Below are 21,671 nucleotides of genomic sequence, written 5' to 3'. Positions count from 1 at the left end.
TGACGGCCCGCTACGAACTGCAGGCGGCGCCGCGCTTCGTGTCGCAGACCGGTAGCCTGCGTTTGCGGCAAGCGTTCTGACCGAGCCGGGCCGACGTGCCCGCGGGCGCGCGCGGCCCGCTTGTCGACGGGGCACCGGGCGGCAGACAACCGCCACCCGGTCGCCCGCATGCCGGCGGGAGGGCGGGGATTGCTGCACCGCTTCCGGCGTCTCTATATCTGCTTCGAGCGGCGTGCCGACGTTCACGAAGCGTTCCTCAAACTCGGCTGCGGCACGCGTTTCTGGAACACCTTGCAACGGACTCGGCAGTCTTTGTGAAACCCTCTCCAAGCAACGTTCGTGTGTGGCCGAAGGCATTTCGCGTGCGGCCGGGAGCGCCGTTCTTTGCGCAGCCGGACATGAATACTGAAAGCGATCTGGTCACGGCCCTTATCAAGACCTGGATTTCCTGTGAACGCTGAAGGCATCAAGAGTAGCGCGATCCTGCTGATGGCCCTGGGCCAGGAGCATGCCGCCGAGATATTCAAGTTTCTGGGGCCGCGCGAGGTTCAGAAGGTCGGCGCCGCGATGGCGGCGTTGAAGAACCTGACGCGCGAGCAGGTGAGTGAGACGCTCGAAATGTTCGTCCGCGATTCGGAGAGCCAGACCGCCTTCGCCCTCGACTCGGACGACTACCTGCGCTCCGTGCTGACCTCGGCGCTTGGCGAAGACAAGGCCGGTCAGGTCCTCGAGCGCATTCTGGGCGGAAGCGAGACAACCGGCATCGAAGGCCTGAAGTGGCTGGATGCGGCGTCGGTGGCGGAACTGGTGAAAAAGGAGCATCCGCAGATCATTGCGACGGTGCTGGTGCACCTCGATGCGGATCAGGCGTGCGAAGTCGTGTCGAGCTTTCCGGAGCGCCTGCGCAACGACGTGCTGCTGCGTATCGCGACGCTCGACGGCATCCAGCCGATCGCGCTGAGAGAGCTCGATGACGTGCTGAGAGACCTGCTGTCCGGCGGCGACACCATCAGGCGCAGCCCGATCGGCGGCGCCGGCGCGGCCGCGGAAATCATCAACTTCATGCAGAGCGCGTTCGAGCAGAGCGTACTGGACAACGTGCGCGAGTACGACTCGGATCTCGCGCAAGAGATTCTCGACAAGATGTTCACGTTCGACAATCTGCAGGATCTCGACAACGCGGCGATCCAGTTGCTGATGAAGGAAATCGACGCGCAGACGCTGATCGTTGCGATCAAGGGGGCCGATGCCCAGTTGCGGCAGAAGTTCGTCGGCAACATGTCGAAGCGTTCCGCCGAGCTGTTCGTCGAGGACATCAATGCAATGGGCCCGGTGCGTGTCTCCGAGGTCGAGGAAAAGCAGCGGGAAATTTTGCAGGTTGTCCGCAAGCTCGCCGAAGAAGGGCAAATTGTCATCGGGAAGCGCCCCGAAGACGCCTACGTTTCGTGAGATCCGGGGTGTCGTCGGAATCGCAAGCCAGGGGTTCAGGGAGCGCGGGTAGTAGTAAAAGGGAATCTCTGTTGAGCATGCATCAGCCCAGGCGATAAATCGGCGCATTCGGACGTGCGCGCGGTGGTCGACGCGATCAAGGGCGGCGCATTCGATTTTCCGGAGAGGCCGGTCAGCGGCGGATCGAGCAACGCGCAAGGCGCTGCCATGCCGTCGAAAAGACGACATGATCCCGGGATGTAATGGATTTGAAAATCGTCGCTGCGTTTTCAGGCTGACATGTCAGGATTTGTCAGCTTTTCCGCCGCGCGTTTCGATAGATTCCATCGCTGGCGCGACTGATGGAGACACCCGCATGTGTTGCGCGCGCAATTTTCGCACGACTGCCTCTAGTGTCAGCGCAGCGGACCGGTGTCGGTCGCTCGCGTACTGACAGCCTACGCCATCGCGTACTTCACCTACACCCCGCTGGTGCCCTGCGCCTGCTGTACCTCGGCTACGGACCTGTTTGAGGGGCGCTTATTTCATGTCGCTAAGCGAAGCAAAACGGAGAAACTGATTGAATCAGGTATATCGCATTGTGTGGAGTTCGAGCCTGGGGATGTTCCAGGTGGTGTCGGAACTCGCGTGCGCCCAAGGGCGCAAGTCTGCAGGCACGCAGCGCAAGCGTGCCCGCGCGAATGCGAAAGTGCTGGCCGTGGCGGCATCGCTTGCGACGATGTCGCATGCGGCGATGGCCCAGGTGGGCACCGACATTGATGGGACTTCCGTCACGGTCGGTACGTCTCAAAGCAACAGCGGCGTATGGGCGTGGGACGGCAGCAACCTGGCCGTCAGTGGCTCGGTCTCCGGCTATGGTATTTTCAACCTCGGCACGATCGGCACGCTGTCAAACGAGAATGGCGGCACGATTGCCGCCACGCAGTCAAATGGCGACGGTCGCGTGAATGACCCCGGTCTTGGCGCCGGCATCTACAACGAAAACGGTGGCACGATCGGCGCGCTGACGAACAGCGGTCTGATTTCCGGGCTGACCATGAGCATCTACAACGATGGCACGATCGGGGCGCTGTCAAACGGAAATGGCGGCACGATTTCTGGCGGTACTTACGCCGGCATCCGTAACTACAACGGCTCAATTGGCACGTTGACGAATAGTGGTCTGATTCACGCGCTGCAGGGCGGCATCAGCAATGAGGTCGGCGGCTCAATTGGCACGTTGTCAAACGAGAGTGGCGGCACGATTAGCGGTGACATCGTCGGTATCGCCAACTTCTTAAACGGCTCAATTGGCACTTTGAAGAATAGCGGTCTGATCTTCGGGGAGACGACCGGCATCGACAATGAGAGCAACAGCTCAATTGGCACACTGTCAAACGAGAGTGGTGGCACGATTAGCGGTTACAAGTTCGGTATCGACAACTCTGGAACCATCGGAACCCTGATCAACAGCGGGACAATCAGTAGCAGTGGCGATGCGATCTATAACAGCGGAGGGGGCTTCATTGGACCGGTCACGAATGCCGGCGTGATCGCGGGCAACATCAAGAACGATTCATCGAACGACCTGACCATCAACGGCGGCACGGGTACGACTTTCGGCACGCTGACCGGCTATGGCGGCGTGATCGGCTCCATCGCCAATACGAATTCGAATGTGGTATTCGGTTCGGGCAACCTGCTGCTGAATGACAACATCAACGTCGGCAGCCACAGCGTGAACAACACGGGCGCGACGCTGCAGGTCAATGCACCGATGACGATCACCGGCAACTACAGCCAGGGTGAGGCCGCGACGCTGCTGATTGGCGTTAATTCGGGTGCGGTGACAACCGGCACGCTGACCGCGGACCGCGGCTATGGGCGCCTGGTGGTGACGGGCAACGCCACCGTTGCCGCGGGCTCGTCGGTCAGCCTGGCGAGCCGGGGGTATGCGTTCGCGGCTGGCCAGCGCTTCATCGTGGTCGATGCGGCGGGGACCGGTTCGTATAACGAGGGCAGCCTGCACTATTCGGCCACCGGCTACAGCGGCTCGATCATCGGGCAGAACGTCAGCGTCGGCGGTCACAGCGATCTGGTGGTGTGTCTGGGCAGCTGTTCTGCCACGCCGAGCGGGCCGACGCTCGCGACGGCGCCGAACTCGAAGGCGGCGCTCGGGGGGCTGAATAACTACACCGGCTTGAACGTCGGGCTGATGAACCTGCAGAACGCGGTGATCGCGGTGAACGCCCATGGTTCCACTGCCGAGGCCAACCGCGTCGGTGCGCAGCTTGCGCCGTCGCGTTCGGCGGCCGGCGCACGGGCGGCGGCGGCGACGACCTTCGACGTACTCTCGGTGGTCGCTGCACATGCGAACAGCCTGCATCTGGCACAGGCCGACGGTGACGGGTCGGCGCAATCGGGGGTGGCGACCGGCGAGGGCGCGCCGCGGTGGGGCGTCTGGGGCCGGGCGTTCGGCGGGCACGCCGGGCAGGGCGCGGTCGACCAGGTCGACGGCTACAGCGCCAACTATGGGGGGCTGCTGTTCGGCGTCGACCGGCAGGTCAATGACCACTGGCGCGCAGGGGGCGTGTTCAGCTACAGCAACACGCTGATCAGCGGCACGGAGAACAGCGCGGGCGACTCGACCCGCGTGAATGGCTACGGCCTGATCGGCTACGCGAACTACCTCGGCGCGTCGTGGTATGTGAACCTGAGCGGCGGGGTGGTGCAGCAGCGCTTCGACACGACGCGCCAGATCGATTTCACGGGTTTCTCGGGCGTGGCCAATGGCCAGTTCAGCGGCCAGCAATACGTGGCAAGCGTGGAAGGCGGGTGGCCGTTGGCGGTTGCGGGGCTGACCGTGACGCCGCTGGCGAGCCTGACATACAGCTACCAGCACGAAAACGGGTATACGGAGAGCGGCGGCAACGGCGCGGCGCTGTCGGTGGGTGCCACGCACAGCACTTCGGTGCGCAGTGCCTTCGGTGCGAGGCTCGAGCGCGGCTTCGAGACGAAGTACGGTGTGATCGTTCCGGATCTTCAGCTGAAGTGGATTCACGAATACGACCATACGCAGACGGTCACCGGTGCAAGTTTCGCGGCCGACCCGATGGGGGCGACGGCGTTCACGACCGTGGGACCGGCGCCGGTGTCGGATCTGGCCGATGTATCGCTGGGCGTGACGCTGCTGCGGGCGAACAACCTGACCGTGACGGCCCGCTACGAACTGCAGGCGGCGCCGCGCTTCGTGTCGCAGACCGGTAGCCTGCGTTTGCGGCAAGCGTTCTGACCGAGCCGCGCCGACGTGCCGGCAGGCGCGCGCGGGCGCGTCTGCCGCCGGGGCCTCGGGTGGCGGGCAACCGCCACCCGGTCGCCCGCATGCCGATAGGGGAATGCACCCGCCGCACGTTCAAGGGCATGTGCGGGTGCCCGCTATTTCAACCTTGTCTTGCCCCGATACACCTGTATCCTGTCTCACCGTTCGTTTTCGCTTCTCCATCGTCCCCGAGTCAGTTCTTTTCGAACCATCCATGTCGAATCCCGTCGCGCCCGAACAATTGAGCATTGCCGAAGCCCTTCAGCGCGCCCACGCTCACTGGAATGCCGGTCAGGCCGCCCAGGCTGAACAGTGGTGTCAGCGCGTGCTGGCCGTCTGGCCCGGTCAGGCCGATGCGCTGCATCTGCTCGGCCTGATGGCCCATGCGTACGGCAATCTGGATCTGGCGATCAGCCATCTGCGTCAGGCATGTGACGCGCCGCGTGCGCCGGCCGTCTATGTGAGCAACCTCGCTGAAATGTATCGTCAGAAAGGCCTGCTCGCCGAAGGCGAGGAGGCCGCCCGGCGTGCCGTCGCGATGGATTCCACGCTCGTGGCCGGCTGGAACAACCTGGGCATCGTGCTCCAGGAAGCGGGCAAGTTCGAGGAGAGCCGCGTGTGCCTCGAACGCGTGATCGCGCTGCAGCCTGACTGGGCTGATGCGCACAACAATCTCGCGAACACCTGCCGGCGGCTCGGTCGCTTTGATCTGGCCGAGCCGCATTACCGCCAGGCACTGGCGCTCAATCCGGACTACGCGGAGGCACACAGTAACCTGGCGTTCCTGCTGTCGACCCAGGGGCGCTACGACGCGGCGGCAGCCGAAGCGCAGTGCGCAATCGAACTCAATCCGGGACTGGTCGACGCGTACCTGAATCTCGCCGAGGTGGAGGCTTCGCGCCACCATTACGAAGCGGCGCTGCGCGCGCTCGACATGCTGCAGGCGTTCGCGCCGCAGCATCCGGCCGCGCTCGTCGCGTACGCGAAGACGCTCAGGCAACTCGAACGCAATGCCGATGCGCTCGGCTTTGCCCGCCAGGCGGTGGCGCTCGCGCCGCACAGTGCTGAAGCGCATCAGACGCTCGCGGCGGTGTTGCAGTCGCTCGGACAGACCGACGAGGCGCTGGCCGAGTTCGAGCGGGCGGCGCAGTTGCCCGGATCGGTGGCCGAAGACGCGCTGGTCGGGTGCGCGATGATGCTGATGGAAGCGGGCCGCAAGACAGAGGCGCTCGCTGCGTTTGATCGGGCGCTGGCGGTGTTCCCCGACTCGGCGAAGATCCTTGCGGCCCGCGCCGAGGCGCGCAAGTTTTTCGAGGGCGACCAGGATTTCGTGGTCCTCGAGGCGTTCCTCGCCGAAGGCGAACGGCGGCCGCTGCCCGACCGGATCTCGGCCCACTTTGCGCTCGGCAAGGCGTATCTCGATACCGGCGATGCCGATCGCGCATTCGCGCATCTGTCGGACGCCAATCGCCTGAAGCGCGGCACCTTCGCCTACGATTCCGCCGCAACGGGCCAGTGGATGCGGCGCATCGCCGAAACCTTCGATTCCGCGCTGTTCGAGCGCCTGAGCGGCGCGGGCGCGCGGTCGGAGCTGCCGGTATTCATCGTCGGGATGCCGCGCTCGGGCACCACGCTCGTCGAACAGATCCTGGCGTCGCACTCGCAGATCACGGGCGCGGGCGAGCTGTCGGCGCTGCGCCTGATCGTCGACAACTCGGGGGCCTTCCCGGACATGACGGGCACACTCACCCGCGACGACGCGGCGCAGCTCGGCCGCGCCTACCTCGATCGCATCACGCCGCTTTCGCACGGACGGGCGCGCCTGATCGACAAGATGCCGGCCAATTTCCTGTACGCCGGCCTCATTCCGCTGATCCTGCCGGGCGCGCGGATCATCCATTGCCGCCGCAATCCGGTCGACACCTGCCTGTCCTGCTATACGAAACAATTCGCCGGCGAGCAGCGGTTCACCTACGAACAGACCGAGCTGGGCGAGTTTCACCAATACTACGAAGCGTTGATGGCGCACTGGCGGCAGGTGTTGCCGGCCGACCGCTTCATTGAAGTCTGGTACGAGTCGGTGGTGGACGACCTGGATGCCGAGGCGCGTCGACTGGTCGACTTCCTCGACCTTCCGTGGGAGGACGGTTGCCTGAAATTCCACGACAACCGGCGGGTGGTGCGCACCGCGAGCGTCAACCAGGTGCGGCAACCGATCTACGCGACGTCGAAGGGGCGCTGGCAGCAGTACGCAAGTCACCTTGTGCCGCTGCTCACGGCGCTTGGGATGGAGGCGCGATGATCCCCGGTAGCGCACCCGACATCGCGACGATCGAGCGCGAGGCGCGCGCGCTGATCGCGGCCGGAAAGCTGGAGGACGCCGAAGCCATGGTGCGCCCGTATCTGGCATCGGGCAGCGGGCCGCTGGCGCTGTGGCAGGTCCTTGCGGACGCGATCCGTCCGCAGGGCAAGCTGGGCGAGACGCGCGCGATCCAGGAGATGCTGGTCGCCTGCGCGCCGGGGGATCTGACGGCGAGATTCAACCTCGCCGAAACCCTGTTGCTGACGGGCGATTTCCAGCGCGGCTGGCGCGAATATCGCCATCGCTACGGCATGGCGCATACGAAGATTCTCGAGCGCAAGGTGCAGCGCCCGCGCTGGAACGGGCAGCCGATCCCGGGCCAGACGCTGCTGATTCACGACGAGCAGGGCTACGGCGACACCTTCCAGTTCCTGCGCATGGTGGCGTGGGCGAAAGCAAGAAGCGGCGCCCGCGTGATTCTCGAGGTCAATGCGGAGACGCTGTCGCTGGCGCAGCGCATCGAAGGCCCGGACGACATCGTCGTTCGCGGCGCGCTGCCGCCGCCGTTCGACGTGCACTGCGAGCTGATGGGCCTGCCGATGGCCATGAACCTGACGCTCGACGATCTGCCCGGCCAGGTTCCCTATCTGTCCGCCGACCCGGAGCGCATCGACACATGGCGGCAACGCCTGGCGGGCCTGCCGGGACCGCTGGTGGCGCTGGTGTGGGCCGGGCGCCCGACGCACGTCAACGATGCGAACCGTTCGATGAGCCTGGCCGCGCTCGCGCCGCTGGCCCGGCCCGACGTCACGTATGTGGCGATCCAGAAGGGGCCGGCCGCGGCCCAGGCGGCCGAGCCGCCGCCCGGCATGTCGCTCGTGTCGCTGAGCGACGAGATCGCGGATTTCGAGGACACGGCCGCGATTCTGAGCATCGCCGACCTGCTGATTTCGGTGGACTCGTCGCCCGTTCATCTGGCCGGAGCGCTTGGCCGGCCGACCTGGACGATGCTGCCGTTCGTTCCCGACTGGCGCTGGCTGCTCGGTCGCGTGGACACGCCGTGGTATCCGGCGATGCGGCTGTTCCGGCAGCACACGCGCGGAGACTGGGCGGGTGTCGTCGCCGCGATGGCGCAGGAACTCGATCGTGTCGTCGCCAGATCCGCGAGGTCCGCATGTTGAGTTCCGTATCGACAGGGTCGCGCCGGATCGTCGCGGTGCTGCTGGCCGTCGCGACGGTGTTGACGGGCTGTGCGTCGCTCGACCGGAACCAGCATGCCGATGCGCTGGCGGCGCCTGCGGGGCTGACGCGCGAGCCGATCCGCACGCCGGCGTTCGTGCTCACGGCGTTCGTGCGGATTTCACGCGCCGACGCACCGCTCGTCGTCTATATCGAGGGCGACGGCCTCGCGTGGATCTCCAGGAGCCAGCCGTCGCTGGACCCGACGCCGCGCGATGCGACGGGCCTCGCACTGGCCGCGGCGGATCCTTCGCCAAACGTCGCGTACCTGGCGCGCCCGTGCCAGTTCACCCCGATGGAACAGAATCCGCGCTGCGGCATTCCCTATTGGACCGGCAAGCGCTTCGCGCCGGAAGTGGTGGAGTCGCTCGACGCGGCAGTCGATCAATTGGCCGCGCGGGTTCCGGGACAGAAGGTCGAGCTGGTCGGCTATTCCGGCGGGGGCGCGCTGGCGGTGCTCGTTGCGGCGCGGCGCACGGACGTGGCATCGATCCGGACCGTGGCCGGCAACCTGGACAGCGAGTTCGTGAACCGGCTGCATCACGTGTCGGCGATGCCCGCATCGGAAAATCCGATCGACTTCGCGTCGCGTGTGGCAACCGTCGCACAGGTGCATTTCAGCGGCGCGGACGATACGGTCGTGCCGCCGGAAGTGGCGGCGCGTTTCATCAGCAAGACCGGACACCGATGCGCAACCGCGCGCACGATACCGGGCATCGCGCACGATGGCGACTGGAGCCGCGCATGGCCTGCGTTGCTGAGCGTCGTGCCGGCGTGTGCGGATGCGCCGGCGGCAAACCGATGACGAGGACGAGTGACATGCAACCTCTTGCCACCACGTTGTGGCTGACCGGGCTGAGCGCGGCAGGCAAGACGACGCTTGCGAATGCGGTGGCCGATGCGCTGCGCGCGGCGGGCGTGGACTGCCGGGTGCTGGACGGCGACGTCGTGCGGGCGGAATTCAGCCGCGATCTGGGTTTCTCGAAGGCGGACCGAAGCGAGAACATCCGGCGCGTCGCGCGCCGGTGCCGGGAACTCAACGATGCCGGGACCTCGGTGATCGCCGCGCTGATTTCGCCGTATCGGGAAGATCGTGCGGCAGCGCGCGCGATCGTGGGCGACGCGCAGTTCGCCGAGGTGTTCGTCGCCACGCCGATCGAAGTGTGCGAGGCGCGCGATCCGAAGGGGCTGTACGCCCGGGCGCGGGCGGGAACCATCGCGAATTTCACGGGGATCAGCGACCCGTACGAAATACCGTTCGAACCGGATCTGCGGCTCGATACGGCGACCTGCTCATTGGCTGAATGCGTGGCCGCGACAATGACGTTTCTGACAACGCACCGCGGCTGATCCGGCGCAAACGGCCGGCATCGACAGTCTCGCGATCTCCATCGAACCGTTGCGCCGGTTCGGCCTGCGTGAATTCGCGGTGGACCGCATGCGTCGTCACCTGCCCGGGCGGCCGTGCTACGATCCTGCTGTCTCAAAAATGGTTGCAACAATGAAGGCAGTTTTCACGTTCCGCGGCTACGAAGCCGACTGTGCGCCGCGCGCTACCGAAGCGGGCAGGTTCGCCGCGCAGGTCGTGTTCACGAAGATCGGTTACCACCCCGAGGCGTCGTACCGGACGCTCGGCGAGTTCGATACCGAGGAAGCGGCGATCGAGCACGCGAGGCAGTTCGCGCAGGACTGGCTGTCGCGCAAGGCCTGACGGCGCGCACCGCCAGCCCGCGTCATCCCGCGCCCGCAGCGACGCTGGTCGCGCCGCAGGCCGATCGTAAGCGCGCCGGGTACGCGTCTGAAGCAAATGCTTCAATGTGTTAGTTTCGTGCCTTTCCACCGACGCGACAGGAACAGCATGGAATACCGCACACTTGGCGATTCAGGCATCGAGGTCAGTCTGATCGGGCTCGGCACGATGACGTGGGGCGAGCAGAATTCGGAGCGCGACGCGCACGCGCAGCTCGACTACGCGATCGGGCAGGGCGTGACGCTGGTCGACGCCGCGGAAATGTATCCGGTGCCGCCGAAGCCTGAAACGCAGGGGCGCACCGAGCAGTACATCGGCACCTGGCTCGCGCAACACCGCGCGCTGCGCGACCGGATCGTGCTGGCGACCAAGATCGCGGGTCCGGCGCGCCAGCCGCACAATCCGCGCCACATTCGCGGCGAGGGCAACCAGTTCGACCGCAAGAACCTGACCGAGGCGCTCGACGGCAGCCTCAGGCGCCTGCAGACCGACTACGTCGACCTGTATCAGCTCCACTGGCCCGATCGCAGCACGACGACGTTCGGCCGTCCCGCCTATCCGTGGGTCGACGACGCGTACACGGTGCCGATCGAGGAGACGCTCGCGGTGCTCGCCGAGTTCGTGAAGGCCGGCAAGGTGCGCCACATCGGCGTGTCCAACGAGACGCCGTGGGGCGTCGCGCAATTCCTGCGTGCCGCGGAAAAGCTCGGCCTGCCGCGCATCGTCAGCATCCAGAATCCGTACAGCCTGCTGAACCGCACGTTCGAGAACGGCCTGTCGGAATTCACGCATCGCGACGGCATCGGCCTGCTCGCGTATTCGCCGCTCGCGTTCGGCTGGCTGACCGGCAAGTACGAGAACGGCGCGCGGCCGGATGGCGCGCGCATCACGCTGTTCGAGCGGTTCCAGCGCTACAGCAACCCGCAGGCGGTGGCGGCGACGTCGCGCTACGTCGCGCTGGCGCAGCGGCACGGCCTGTCGCCCGCGCAGCTTGCGCTCGCGTTCGTCAACAGCCGGCCGTTCGTCCGCAGCAACCTGATCGGCGCGACGTCGCTCGAGCAGCTGAAGGAGAACATCGGCAGCGTGGACGTCAGGCTGTCCAACGACGTGCTCGCGGAGATCGACGCGCTGCACGCGCTGCAGCCGAACCCGGCGCCGTAAGCGACGACGCCCGGTCGCCCGGCGGGGGGCGACGGGCATGTGCCGCGCGCAAGCCGGGCGCGGCCGCCGCGTGCGATAATCCCGCCCATCCGCCATCCTCACCCGCGGCGCCCCCAGGCGGGGCCGCCCTGCGTAACGCCAAATTGAAGAATCTGATTGTTACCCTCGATCGCGCCGGCGAGTTCGACGAGATCGTCGACGTGCGCACGCCGCTCGAATTCGCCGAGGATCACATCCCCGGCGCGCTCAACGCACCCGTCCTCAGCAACGAGGAGCGCGTGATCGTCGGCACGATGTACAAGCAAGTGTCGCCGTACGAGGCGACTCGCGTGGGCGCCGCGATGGTCGCGCGCAACATCGCGCACCACCTCGACACGACGTTCGCCGACCGCCCGCGCAACTGGCGCCCGCTGATCTACTGCTGGCGCGGCGGCAAGCGTTCCGGCTCGATGACGGCCTGGTTCAACCTGATCGGCTGGCAGGCGCGTCAGCTCGACGGGGGCTACAAGGCGTACCGCCACGCGGTGTGCGCGACGCTCGACACGCTGCCGTCGCGGTTTCGCTACATTGCGCTCGTCGGCCATACCGGCTGCGGGAAGACGCGTCTGCTGCAGGCGTTGAGCGACGCCGGCGCGCAGGCGCTCGACCTGGAGGCGCTCGCGTGCCATCGCGGCTCGCTGCTGGGCGCGCTGCCGGGCATCCCGCAGCCGTCGCAGAAGGGGTTCGATTCGCGGCTCGTCGAGGTGCTCGACCGCTTCGACCCGGCGCGGCCCGTGTTCGTCGAATCCGAAAGCCGCAAGATCGGCGCGGTGCACTTGCCTATTGCGCTGATGCGCGCGTTCCACGCCGGGCCGTGGGTGCGCGTCGACGCGGCCCGCGACGAGCGCATCGCGTTCCTGCTGGACGACTACCGCCATCTGTTCGATTCCCCGGATGTGTTCAAGGCGAGGCTCGAGCGCCTGATCGGACTGCACAGCCGCGACGAGGTCGCGCGCTGGTGCAACATGATCGATGCCGGCGCACGCGCCGAACTGTTTGGCGAACTGATCGACCGGCATTACGATCCAGCCTATGCGCGCAGCAGCCAGGAGCATTTCGGCAAGCCGGGCTGTGTGCTTGAATTCCATTTCCGGCCCAATGCGCCCGATGCGCGCGCGCAAGCCGAAGCGCTGCTGGCGCAGCTCGCCGACGCGGGCCTGCCGGCCGATTCCGCCACCGAACTTCCGACGAAACAATGACGACGACCCGATCCCAATCTCCCAGCCCGGTGCTCGGCTGGATGACCTTTCTGCTGATCGCAGTCGCGGGCCTCTTCTACGTGAAGTGGTTCCCGTACTATCACAAGGCGTTTGTCGCCGCCGAGCATCATTCGATTGGCCAGTCGATCCTGATGGGCAAGTCGGCCGAGCCGCCCGCGCCGTCGCTCGCGGCGGCGCTCGACTACGCGTGGGCGTACGGCAAGGCGATCTGGCAGGCGATGGTGCTCGGCCTGTTGCTCGGCTCGGCCGTGCAGGCGCTGCTGCCGGCGCACTGGGTCGCGCGCGTGCTCGGCAGGACCGGCTTCGCGAGCGTCGCCGCGGGCGGCCTGCTGTCGCTGCCGGGGATGATGTGCACCTGCTGCGCGGCGCCCGTCGTGGCGGGGCTGCGCGAGCGCAATGCGTCGCCCGGCGGCGCGGTGGCGTTCTGGCTCGGCAACACCGTGCTGAACCCGGCCGCGCTGGTGTTCATGGGCTTCGTGCTCGGCTGGCAGTGGAGCGCGCTGCGGCTCGTGCTCGGCATCGCGATGGTGTTCGGCATCGGCTACCTGCTGAACCGCCTGGCTCGTGACGAGGACCGGGCGATCGACGACAGCCGGCTCGCCGCGCTCGCGGCCGAGCAGGCGGCAGCCGGCAACCCGTTCGTGCGCTGGATGATGATCCTCGCGCGGATGACCGTGCGGCTCGTGCCCGAATACCTCGTGCTCGTGCTGGTGCTCGGCGCGGCGCGTGCGTGGCTGTTTCCGCACATCGGCCCGGACATCGGCAACCAGATCGGCTGGATCATCGCGTTCGCCGTCGCGGGGATGCTGTTCGTGATCCCGACCGCGGGCGAGGTGCCGATCATCCAGGCGATGCTGTCGCTCGGCATCGGCGTGGGGCCGGCCGCCGCGCTGCTGATGACGCTGCCGCCGATCAGCGTGCCGTCGCTCGCGATGCTCGCGCGCTCGTTCAAGCCCTATATGCTGACGATCGTCGCGGCGCTCGTCATCGCGTTCGGGGTCGCGAGCGGCCTGCTCGCGATCGCGCTCGGGTTCTGAGCGGGCCGCCGCCATTTCCTCTTACCCGTCGCCGGGCGCCGTGGCGCGCGCGGCGCAATCATTCAGACACACATAGTCAGGAACAACGCATGACGCAACACAAGGTTCATCCGAAACTCGAGCAGGCGCTGACGCGCGGCGATCTCGCGATTCGTCAGGCCAATTCGGCGCGCGCGACCGCCGTGCTGAACGCGCTGGGCAAGATGATCGTCGAGGCCTCCGCGACGATCGGCGTCGAGGCCAGCATCGAGATTCCGCAGGGCGACCGGATCTATGACCCGGTCAACGGCCTCTGGCCGCAGAAGATGCTCGTGTCGTTCGACGGCCCGGTCGCCGACGCCGACCCCGAGGAGCTGCGCGCCGTCTATCTGGTCGCCGACGATCCGGGCACCCAGTTCCGTGTCGAATGGCACCGCGCGGACGGCAAGCTCGGCCGCCAAGAAGGGGGGCCGCTTGCGACCGTCGCGTTCCTGACCGACGTCGAGATTCCGTGGGGCGACGACGACGAGTGACGCCCGCGGCCTGCGCGCGTCGCGGGCAGGCCGATCGCGCGTGGCGTGCCGGTCGCGCGCCGCGCGCTCAGCGCATCATCCGCCGCCTGAACAACCGGGCGGCCAGCAGAAATCCCCCGATCGCATAGCCGGCCAGCACGGCGACGTGCAAGCCGACGTGCGTGGCGGGGCGGCCGAGCATCGCCGGCCGGATCAATTCGACCGCATGCGCGAGCGGCAACACATGCGCGGCATGCTGCGCGATCTCCGGTAGCTGCGTCAGCGGGAAGAACACCCCGGACATCAGCAGCATCGGCGTGAGCACGAGCGTCTGATAGAACATGAAGAAATCGTATGACGGCGCGAGCGCCGTGACGATCATCGCCGCGCTCGCGAACGCGAGGCCCGCCAGCGCGATCACCGGCAGCGCGACCAGCATCGACGGAATGTGCGCGTAGCCGAGCAGGCCCGCGACGAGCATGATCGCGGCGCCCGACAGCATCGCCTTGCTCGCCGCCCAGACGATCTCGCCCAGCACGATGTCGCCGAGCGCGAGCGGCGTGTGCATGATCGCTTCCCAGGTGCGCTGCACGTGCATTCGCGAGAAGCCCGAATACATCGCTTCGAAGCTCGCCGACATCATCACGCTCGACGCGACCGTTCCTGCCGCGAGGAATGCGATGTACGACACGCCGTCGACGTGCCCGACCATCAGGCCCAGGCCGAAGCCGAGGCCGAACAGGTAGATCATCGGGTCGGCGAGGTTGCCGAACATCGACGCGATCGCCAGCTTGCGCCATACGAGATAGTTGCGCTGCCATACCGCGATCCAGTTGGTCGCGTTCGCGGGCATCGCGATCGCGAAGCGCGACTCGCGGGGCCGGTGTGGCGTGGCGGGGGCGGAATACGGGCGAACGTCCATGATCGGTCAGTCCTGCATTTCGCGGCCGGTGAGCCGCAGGAACACGTCTTCGAGGTTGGCGGGGCGATGCAGGTAGCGCAGGCCGGCGCGGCCCTTGAGCCGCGTGTTGATCGGCTCCGGATCGCTGACGTAGCAGAACAGCGTCTCGCCGCTGATCTCGGTGCGCTCGGCGAGCGCGGCCAGTTCGTCGCGCAGCGCGGCCGGATCGGGGCCGTAGATCTCGATCACGTCGCAGCCGATTTCCGATTCGATCAGCGCGTGCGGCGCGCCTTCGGCGATCTTGCGGCCTTCCTCGATCACGCACAGGCGGTCGCACAGACGCTCGGCTTCTTCCATGAAGTGCGTGGTGATCAGGATCGTCTTGCCGCGCGCGAGCAGCGAGCGCAGACGCTCCCACATCAGATGCCGCGCCTGCGGATCGAGGCCCGTCGTCGGCTCGTCGAGCACCAGCACGTCGGGATCGTTGACGAGTGCGCGCGCCAGCGTAAGGCGCCGTTTCATGCCGCCCGACAGCTCGCTGACCTTCGCGTCGGCCTTGCTCTCGAGCTTCGCGAACTCGAGCAGCGACGGCACGAGCGCGCGCGCCTCGTGTGCCGGCACACCGAAATAGCGGCTGAACACCAGCAGGTTTTCCCGAACCGTGAAATCGGGGTCGAGGTTGTCGAATTGCGGCACGACGCCGACCCGCTGCCGCGCGTGACGCGCATGCGCCGGCACCGGCTCGCCGCACAGCGAGATGGTGCCGGCATCCGGATAGGTGAGGCCGAGCAGCATCCTGAGCGTCGTGGTCTTGCCCGCGCCGTTCGGGCCGAGCAGGCCATAGCATTCGCCGGCATGCACGCGAAAGGACAGGCCATTGACGACGAGTTTGTCGCCGTAGCGTTTTTCAACGTTCAGTAAATCGATCGGTGCGACGGACATGGGCAAGCGGGTTGTCGTGGGTACAACGGGCAACGCAGGCACGCACGGCGGACAACCGGTGAGGTGGCCGCGCCGGCATGTGACGCAATCATGCAACATCAACGGGCCATTCTAGTGCATTGCCCGCGCTCGCACCGTGCGCGAACGCACGGTATGCATGCAGCCGCGTGCCGCTCCTGCACTGCATCATTGCGTATCCGGCACGCGGGTCGAATCAGCGTTTTCCATCTCTTGCATCCTCGATTGCATCGCACCATGATTGTTCCGTAGGACACGTTGTCCCGTATGGGAGGCTCCATGGCTAGCTACAAGAAAATCCTGCTGTGCTACGACGGTACGCTCGAGGGACGCAAGGCGCTTCGCTGCGGCGCCGATCTCGCGCGGGACCTGAACGCCGAGACGCACCTGCTGTCGGTGGTGGACATGCGCTCCAGCATCGCGCAAAGCGCCGGATTGCTGACCGACGTCGCATGCGGCCGCTTCGAGGAAACCGCGCGGGAAATCCTGCAGGAAGGCGTGAACCGGTTGCGCGAGCGCGGCGTGCAGGCGGAAGGGCATTTCGCGTTCGGCTACCCGATCGACGAGATCGCCAACCTCGCCGCGGAACTGAAAGTCGATCTGGTCGTCGTCGGCCACCGCCGCCGCAGCGGCTTGTCGCGCTGGTGGATGGGCTCCGGCAATACGCAACTGCTCGACCGGGTGGACTGCAGCATCCTGGTCGCCTGCTCGTCGCCGGAGGAGCAACGCGCCGAGATCGCGCGCGAACGGGATGCGGCTTCCGCGACGTCCACGACGTCCAGCTGAGCGGTCAACACGGGGGGCGTCTCTCGCCGGGCGATGCCGCGCGGGGGACGCGACAGGCCGGGGGGGCTGCCGTCGGGCGGTCACGGTTCAGTCGTGCAGATCGACCGCCGACAGCTTCCACGAAAAAAGGCCGATGCGGCGGAAAATCGCCGCATAGCGCGCGCCGTCGGCGCCGTGCTGATACGTCACGACGAATTCATCGATATTCCGGTAGCCGGCACGCGTTTGCGCACCTGCCTGCGCGCTTGCGCGTGCCTGGTCGACCGGCGACGCTTGATTCGACGGTGAAGTCTGGGCCTGCGAAGCCGGTGCGGCCGGCAGAGCCGCCGGCGCGCGGGGCGGCGTGCCGGAAGGCTGCTGCGCCCATTCGGGCGGGCGTTCGCCGGGATTGCCGCGCGGCGGAATGCCGCTCATCAACGCGGCCACGCCTTCCGGCGTCGCATAGGCATCCACCAGCGGCCCGATCAATGCCGAGCCGATCAGCGCGCCGATCACCGCGAGTGGATTGCCGTGCTGCTGCGCATCGATCCGGCGCATCAGCGTGTCGCTCAGTTGCTGCTTGAGGCTCACGCGCAGCGACGGAAAATCGACGTATTCGCTGACAGCCTGCGCATCGCGCGCGTCGATCGCCTGCTTGAGGCGGTCGAGCGCGACGTAAGGCGACGCATACGCATAGCCGATCGCCGTGATGACGGCGACGACCAGCGCGACGATCAGGAACGGCTTGAGGCGCGGCGAGTGGCGCGGTGCGCGATTCACGGTGACTCCGGGGCAGGCGGGACGGGATCACCCGCCGCGTTGCGCGGCCGAATGCTCTTCGGCGATGCAATGATCGATCATCCGGCATACCGCATCGATCGTCCCGACCATGATCAGGCGTGACGAGCCGTGATAGACCCGCACCGGCGCGCGCCGGGCCGGCGTCGCGTGATTCAGGCCGGCGTTCAGCGACACCCGCGCGAACGCGGGCAACGCGGACGGCAGCAGTGACGCCTGCCGCTCGGCTGCTTCGACACTCGCAGGCGCCGCGGCGGACAGCGGCGCGCAGGGCTTTCGGCCGCGCAGATGACGCAGGCGGCCGAATTGGCGGAAAGGCAGCAGGCGGGCAAGGCGTTCCATGATGTTCTCCTGATCGGGATCGAGACGGATGGTCAGAGTTCGCCGGAGCGAATCAGACCGACGGCGATGCCTTCCAGCGCGAATTCCGCGCTGCCGGCCTTGACGAAGATGTTTTCGTAATCCGGGTTCTCCGCGATCAGCTCGATGCCGCCGGGACGGCGCATCAGGCGCTTGACCGTGACGTCGTCGCCCAGCCGCGCGACGATGATCTGGCCGTCCTTCGCTTCCGTGCGCTTCTGCACGGCGAGCAGGTCGCCATCGAGGATGCCGGCGTCGCGCATCGACAGCCCGCGCACCTTCAGCAGGTAATCCGGCTTGCTGGAAAACAGCGCGGGATCGCACGAGAAATGCTGCGAGATGTGCTCCTGCGCGAGGATCGGGCTGCCTGCCGCGACGCGGCCGACGAGCGGCAACTGCATCAGGCCGGCGTGCGGCAGCGTGAATTGGTGCGGGGCGTCGTCGAGGCCCAGCAGGCGGATGCCGCGCGATGCGCCAGCCGCCAGCTCGATCACGCCCTTGCGCGCGAGCGCCCGCAGATGCTCCTCGGCCGCATTCGGCGAACTGAAGCCCAGCTCGGCGGCGATCTCGGCGCGCGTGGGCGGAAAGCCGGAGCGCTCGATCGCGCGGCGGATCAAGTCGAACACTTGTTGCTGGCGGGCGGTGAGTTTGGTCATGGTTCAACTGCTGTATGGATAGACAGTAAGCTGTATTTTTATACAGTACTCGGCGAATTTCAAGTGTTACGTGAGGTTCATCGCGCTCGCGCCGGTTTCGCCGCGATCGCGCGACGCCGCAGCGCCGGTTCATCCGCGACAATCGCCCGCCGGGCCTTCGTTAGCACTTTTTGGTATTAAAAAATAAGGAACGATTATTTTTAATCATGTAAGCCGTTCGCTAGACTGGCCCGACATCGCAATCCGGACAACACTTGGAGAACCACGGATGGTCAAGCGCAATACGGGGCTGGTGAAAGGGGCGAGCCGCCTGATCGCAACACTCGCGCTGGGCGCGGCCGCCGCGCTCGGCGTCGCGGCGCACGCGCAGGCGGACACGACGTTCCTGAACGTGTCGTACGACCCGACGCGCGAGCTCTATCAGGACGTCAACCAGGCGTTCGGCAAGGAGTGGAAGGCGAAGACGGGCGAGACGGTCAACTTCAAGCAGTCGCACGGCGGCTCGGGCGCGCAGGCGCGCTCGGTGCTCGACGGGCTGCAGGCCGACGTGGTGACGCTCGCGCTCGCGTACGACATCGACGCGCTCGCGAACAAGGGGCTGGTTGCGAAGGACTGGCAAAAGCGCCTGCCGGACAATGCGTCGCCGTACACGTCGACCATCGTGTTTCTCGTGCGCAAGGGCAATCCGAAGCACATCAAGGACTGGGACGACCTGATCAAGCCGGGCGTGTCGATCGTCACGCCGAATCCGAAAACCTCGGGCGGCGCGCGCTGGAACTACCTGGCGGCGTGGGCATACGCGCAGCACCGGCCGGGCGGCAGCGAGCAGGGCGCGAAGGATTTCATCGCGAAGCTGTACAGGAACGCCGGCGTGCTCGATTCCGGCGCGCGCGGCGCGACGACGAGCTTCGTGCAGCGCGGCATCGGCGACGTGCTGATCGCGTGGGAGAACGAGGCGTTCCTGTCGATCAAGGAGTTCGGGCCGGACAAGTTCGAGATCGTCGTGCCGTCCGCGAGCATCCTCGCCGAGCCGCCGGTCGCGGTCGTCGACAAGGTGGTCGACAAGAAGGGCACGCGCAAGCTCGCCGACGCGTACCTGAATTTCCTGTACAGCCCGCAAGGCCAGGAGATCGCGGCGCGCAACTATTACCGGCCGCGTTCGAAGAGCGTGCCGGCCGAGCTGACGAAGCAGTTCCCGAAGCTGAAGCTGTACACGGTCGACGATACGTTCGGCGGCTGGACGAATGCGCAGAAGACGCATTTCGCCGACGGCGGCGTGTTCGATTCGATCTACAAGCCGCAGTAACGCCAGATCAGCCAGACCAAGAAGCAGGCGCGCCGCCACGGCGAGCGCGCCGCGACACCGGCGGCCGCGCCGGCGCGACACCCGCGCCGGCGACGTCCGTCGAACCCATGTGATTGACCCGGAAGCGCATCCGATGACGACCTTCACCTTCCGCAAGCCGAGCGCTCTGCCCGGCTTTGGCGTGACGCTCGGCATCACGGTGGCCTATTTGAGCCTCGTGGTGCTGATCCCGCTTGCCGCCACCTTTCTCAAGACCGCGACGCTGTCGTGGGACCAGTTCGTCGCCGCGGTGACGTCGCCGCGCGTGCTCGCGTCGTATCGGCTGACATTCTCGGCCGCGCTGGGCGGCGCGCTGATCAATGCCGCGTTCGGCTTTCTCGTCGCGTGGGTGCTGGTGCGCTACACGTTTCCGTTCAAGCGGGTCGTCGACGCGATCGTCGACCTGCCGTTCGCGCTGCCGACGTCGGTCGCCGGCATTTCGCTGGCCGCCGTCTACGCGCCGAACGGCTGGATCGGCCAGTTGCTGGCGCCGCTCGGCATCAAGATCGCGTTCACGCCGTTCGGCGTGCTCGTCGCGCTGACCTTCATCGGGCTGCCGTTCGTCGTGCGCACCGTGCAGCCGGTGCTCGAGGATTTCGAGCGCGAGCAGGAGGAGGCGGCCGCGTGCCTCGGCGCGTCACGCTGGCTGACGTTTCGCCGCGTCGTGCTGCCCGCGGTGCTGCCGGCGCTGCTGACCGGGGTCGCGCTCACGTTCGCGCGTGCGCTCGGCGAGTACGGCTCGGTGATCTTCATCGCCGGCAACGTGCCGATGAAATCCGAGATCACGTCGCTGCTCATCATCACGAAGCTGGAGCAATACGACTATGCGGGTGCGACCGCGCTGGCCGTCGTGATGCTTGTTGTGTCGTTCGTGATGCTGTTCCTGATCAACACGCTGCAGTGGTATCTGCAGCACCGCACCAGCCGCGGCGCGAGCGGTCCCGCGCCGGTTGCCGCAGCCGCGGCGGGAGGCCAGCGATGAGCCAGGAGACCACCGCCGTGCTGAACGTGTCGTCGTCCAATGCCCGCGCGCGCGCCGCGCGCGAACTCAACCCCGTCAGCGAGCCGCGCGCGGTGCGCTGGCTGCTCACCGGCGTCGCGCTGGTGTTCCTCGGGCTGTTCCTCGTCGTGCCGCTCGCAGCGGTATTCGTCGAGGCGCTCCGGAAGGGCGCCGGCTTCTATCTCGAGTCGCTCGCCGATCCGGACGCCTGGTCGGCGATCAAGCTGACGCTGAGCGTCGCGGCGATCGCCGTGCCGCTCAACCTCGTGTTCGGCGTATGCGCGTCGTGGGCGATCGCGAAATTCGAGTTTCGCGGCAAGGCGCTGCTGACCACGCTGATCGACCTGCCGTTCTCGGTGTCGCCGGTGATTTCCGGCCTGATCTACGTGCTGCTGTTCGGCGCGCAGGGCTGGTTCGGGCCGTGGCTGCAGGCGCACGACGTGCAGATCATCTTCGCGGTGCCCGGCATCGTGCTGGCGACGATCTTCGTGACGTTCCCGTTCGTCGCGCGCGAGCTGATCCCGCTGATGCAGGCGCAGGGCAGCGACGAGGAGGAGGCCGCGCGCGTGCTCGGCGCGTCCGGCTGGCAGATCTTCCGCCGCGTGACGTTGCCGAACGTGAAGTGGGGCCTGCTGTACGGCGTGATCCTCTGCAATGCGCGGGCGATGGGCGAATTCGGCGCGGTGTCGGTCGTGTCGGGCCATATCCGCGGGCAGACCGACACGATGCCGCTGCACGTCGAGATTCTCTACAACGAGTACAACTTCGCGGCCGCGTTCGCGGTGGCGTCGGTGCTCGCACTGCTCGCGCTCGTCACGCTCGCGCTCAAGCTCCTCGCGGAGCGCCACATGAACGCAGAAATCGCCGGCTCCGCCGTCACTTCGTCGAATTCGTAAAGAG

20 protein-coding genes and 1 pseudogene are annotated in these 21,671 nt (G+C 66.7%); 16 read left to right on the top strand and 5 right to left on the bottom strand.

Translation table 11 applies throughout. The features are described 5' to 3' along the window. Positions 1-192: 192 nt before the first annotated feature. From LIG30_RS25350 to LIG30_RS14740, 12 genes and pseudogenes are all read left to right on the top strand, one after another. Positions 193-318 (top strand): annotated as a pseudogene (locus LIG30_RS25350) (IS5/IS1182 family transposase); the annotation flags it as partial. A gap of 132 nt (positions 319-450) precedes the next feature. Continuing rightward, complete coding sequence (fliG, locus tag LIG30_RS14790; protein ID WP_038713359.1) at positions 451-1,449, top strand: flagellar motor switch protein FliG; 999 nt, start codon at positions 451-453, stop codon at positions 1,447-1,449. A gap of 559 nt (positions 1,450-2,008) precedes the next feature. Next, positions 2,009-4,720, top strand: coding sequence for an autotransporter domain-containing protein (locus tag LIG30_RS14785; protein ID WP_160326700.1), 2,712 nt, complete (start codon positions 2,009-2,011; stop codon positions 4,718-4,720). Between the two features lie 241 nt (positions 4,721-4,961). Further along, positions 4,962-7,049: a tetratricopeptide repeat-containing sulfotransferase family protein gene (locus LIG30_RS14780; RefSeq protein ID WP_038713358.1), complete on the top strand. Its 2,088-nt coding sequence runs from the start codon at positions 4,962-4,964 to the stop codon at positions 7,047-7,049. Further along, positions 7,046-8,230 carry a glycosyltransferase family 9 protein gene (locus LIG30_RS14775; RefSeq protein WP_038713357.1) on the top strand — a complete coding sequence of 395 codons (1,185 nt, stop codon included), beginning with the start codon at positions 7,046-7,048 and terminating at the stop codon, positions 8,228-8,230. Before LIG30_RS14780 ends, LIG30_RS14775 begins: the two co-directional genes overlap by 4 nt. Next, positions 8,224-9,093, top strand: a complete 870-nt coding sequence (locus tag LIG30_RS14770; protein ID WP_038713356.1) for an esterase — start codon at positions 8,224-8,226, stop codon at positions 9,091-9,093. The genes LIG30_RS14775 and LIG30_RS14770 overlap by 7 nt, the downstream gene beginning before the upstream one ends. A 14-nt stretch (positions 9,094-9,107) precedes the next feature. Then, positions 9,108-9,638 carry an adenylyl-sulfate kinase gene (cysC, locus tag LIG30_RS14765; protein ID WP_038713355.1) on the top strand — a complete coding sequence of 177 codons (531 nt, stop codon included), beginning with the start codon at positions 9,108-9,110 and terminating at the stop codon, positions 9,636-9,638. Between the two features lie 151 nt (positions 9,639-9,789). Next, positions 9,790-9,999, top strand: a complete 210-nt coding sequence (locus LIG30_RS14760) for a hypothetical protein (RefSeq protein WP_038713354.1) — start codon at positions 9,790-9,792, stop codon at positions 9,997-9,999. 147 nt (positions 10,000-10,146) lie between these two features. Then, the gene (locus LIG30_RS14755; RefSeq protein ID WP_038713353.1) at positions 10,147-11,199 is read left to right on the top strand and encodes an NADP(H)-dependent aldo-keto reductase; all 1,053 of its coding nucleotides are present in this window, start codon (positions 10,147-10,149) and stop codon (positions 11,197-11,199) included. A 143-nt stretch (positions 11,200-11,342) separates the two neighbouring features. Further along, positions 11,343-12,437 (top strand): tRNA 2-selenouridine(34) synthase MnmH, encoded by a 1,095-nt coding sequence (gene mnmH / locus LIG30_RS14750; protein WP_038713352.1) that lies wholly within the window; start codon positions 11,343-11,345, stop codon positions 12,435-12,437. Beyond that, positions 12,434-13,495, top strand: coding sequence for a permease (locus LIG30_RS14745; protein ID WP_038713351.1), 1,062 nt, complete (start codon positions 12,434-12,436; stop codon positions 13,493-13,495). The genes mnmH and LIG30_RS14745 overlap by 4 nt, the downstream gene beginning before the upstream one ends. Before the next feature lie 89 nt (positions 13,496-13,584). Then, entirely contained in the window at positions 13,585-14,007 is a 423-nt protein-coding gene (locus LIG30_RS14740) for a hypothetical protein (RefSeq protein WP_038713350.1), read from the top strand. 67 nt (positions 14,008-14,074) lie between these two features. Here LIG30_RS14740 and LIG30_RS14735 read toward each other — a convergent pair whose 3' ends face one another. Together LIG30_RS14735 and nodI are read right to left on the bottom strand one after the other, a co-directional pair. After that, positions 14,075-14,908: an ABC transporter permease gene (locus tag LIG30_RS14735; protein WP_038713349.1), complete on the bottom strand. Its 834-nt coding sequence runs from the start codon at positions 14,906-14,908 to the stop codon at positions 14,075-14,077. Positions 14,909-14,914: 6 nt separating this feature from the next. After that, a complete protein-coding gene (gene nodI / locus LIG30_RS14730) occupies positions 14,915-15,928 on the bottom strand; it encodes a nodulation factor ABC transporter ATP-binding protein NodI (RefSeq protein ID WP_442856857.1) in 1,014 nt (337 codons plus the stop codon). Positions 15,929-16,126: 198 nt separating this feature from the next. On the opposite strand from nodI, the gene LIG30_RS14725 reads away from it, so the two are divergent. Continuing rightward, on the top strand, positions 16,127-16,633 hold the full coding sequence (locus LIG30_RS14725; RefSeq protein WP_038713347.1) for a universal stress protein: 507 nt from the start codon (positions 16,127-16,129) through the stop codon (positions 16,631-16,633). Positions 16,634-16,720: 87 nt separating this feature from the next. On the opposite strand, the gene LIG30_RS14720 is transcribed toward LIG30_RS14725, so the two are convergent. Genes LIG30_RS14720 through lexA form a run of 3 tightly spaced genes read right to left on the bottom strand, consistent with a single transcriptional unit; the run spans position 16,721 to position 18,426 of the window. After that, positions 16,721-17,392, bottom strand: coding sequence for a DUF2939 domain-containing protein (locus tag LIG30_RS14720; RefSeq protein WP_038713346.1), 672 nt, complete (start codon positions 17,390-17,392; stop codon positions 16,721-16,723). 27 nt (positions 17,393-17,419) lie between these two features. Next, positions 17,420-17,752, bottom strand: a complete 333-nt coding sequence (locus LIG30_RS14715; RefSeq protein WP_038713345.1) for a hypothetical protein — start codon at positions 17,750-17,752, stop codon at positions 17,420-17,422. Between the two features lie 32 nt (positions 17,753-17,784). Then, complete coding sequence (gene lexA / locus LIG30_RS14710; protein ID WP_038713344.1) at positions 17,785-18,426, bottom strand: transcriptional repressor LexA; 642 nt, start codon at positions 18,424-18,426, stop codon at positions 17,785-17,787. 268 nt (positions 18,427-18,694) lie between these two features. On the opposite strand from lexA, the gene LIG30_RS14705 reads away from it, so the two are divergent. The 3 genes from LIG30_RS14705 to cysW all read left to right on the top strand — a co-directional run bounded on the left by LIG30_RS14705 (position 18,695) and on the right by cysW (position 21,667). Next, positions 18,695-19,732 carry a sulfate ABC transporter substrate-binding protein gene (locus tag LIG30_RS14705; protein WP_038713343.1) on the top strand — a complete coding sequence of 346 codons (1,038 nt, stop codon included), beginning with the start codon at positions 18,695-18,697 and terminating at the stop codon, positions 19,730-19,732. A gap of 133 nt (positions 19,733-19,865) precedes the next feature. Then, complete coding sequence (gene cysT / locus LIG30_RS14700) at positions 19,866-20,753, top strand: sulfate ABC transporter permease subunit CysT (protein WP_038713342.1); 888 nt, start codon at positions 19,866-19,868, stop codon at positions 20,751-20,753. Further along, positions 20,750-21,667 carry a sulfate ABC transporter permease subunit CysW gene (gene cysW / locus LIG30_RS14695; protein WP_038713341.1) on the top strand — a complete coding sequence of 306 codons (918 nt, stop codon included), beginning with the start codon at positions 20,750-20,752 and terminating at the stop codon, positions 21,665-21,667. Before cysT ends, cysW begins: the two co-directional genes overlap by 4 nt. Positions 21,668-21,671: the final 4 nt, after the last annotated feature.

The organism is Burkholderia sp. lig30 (assembly GCF_000687455.2).
Lineage (GTDB): Bacteria > Pseudomonadota > Gammaproteobacteria > Burkholderiales > Burkholderiaceae > Burkholderia.
The sequence above is the reverse complement of the archived record's forward strand: the minus strand, read 5'-3'. Positions and strand labels throughout refer to the sequence as shown.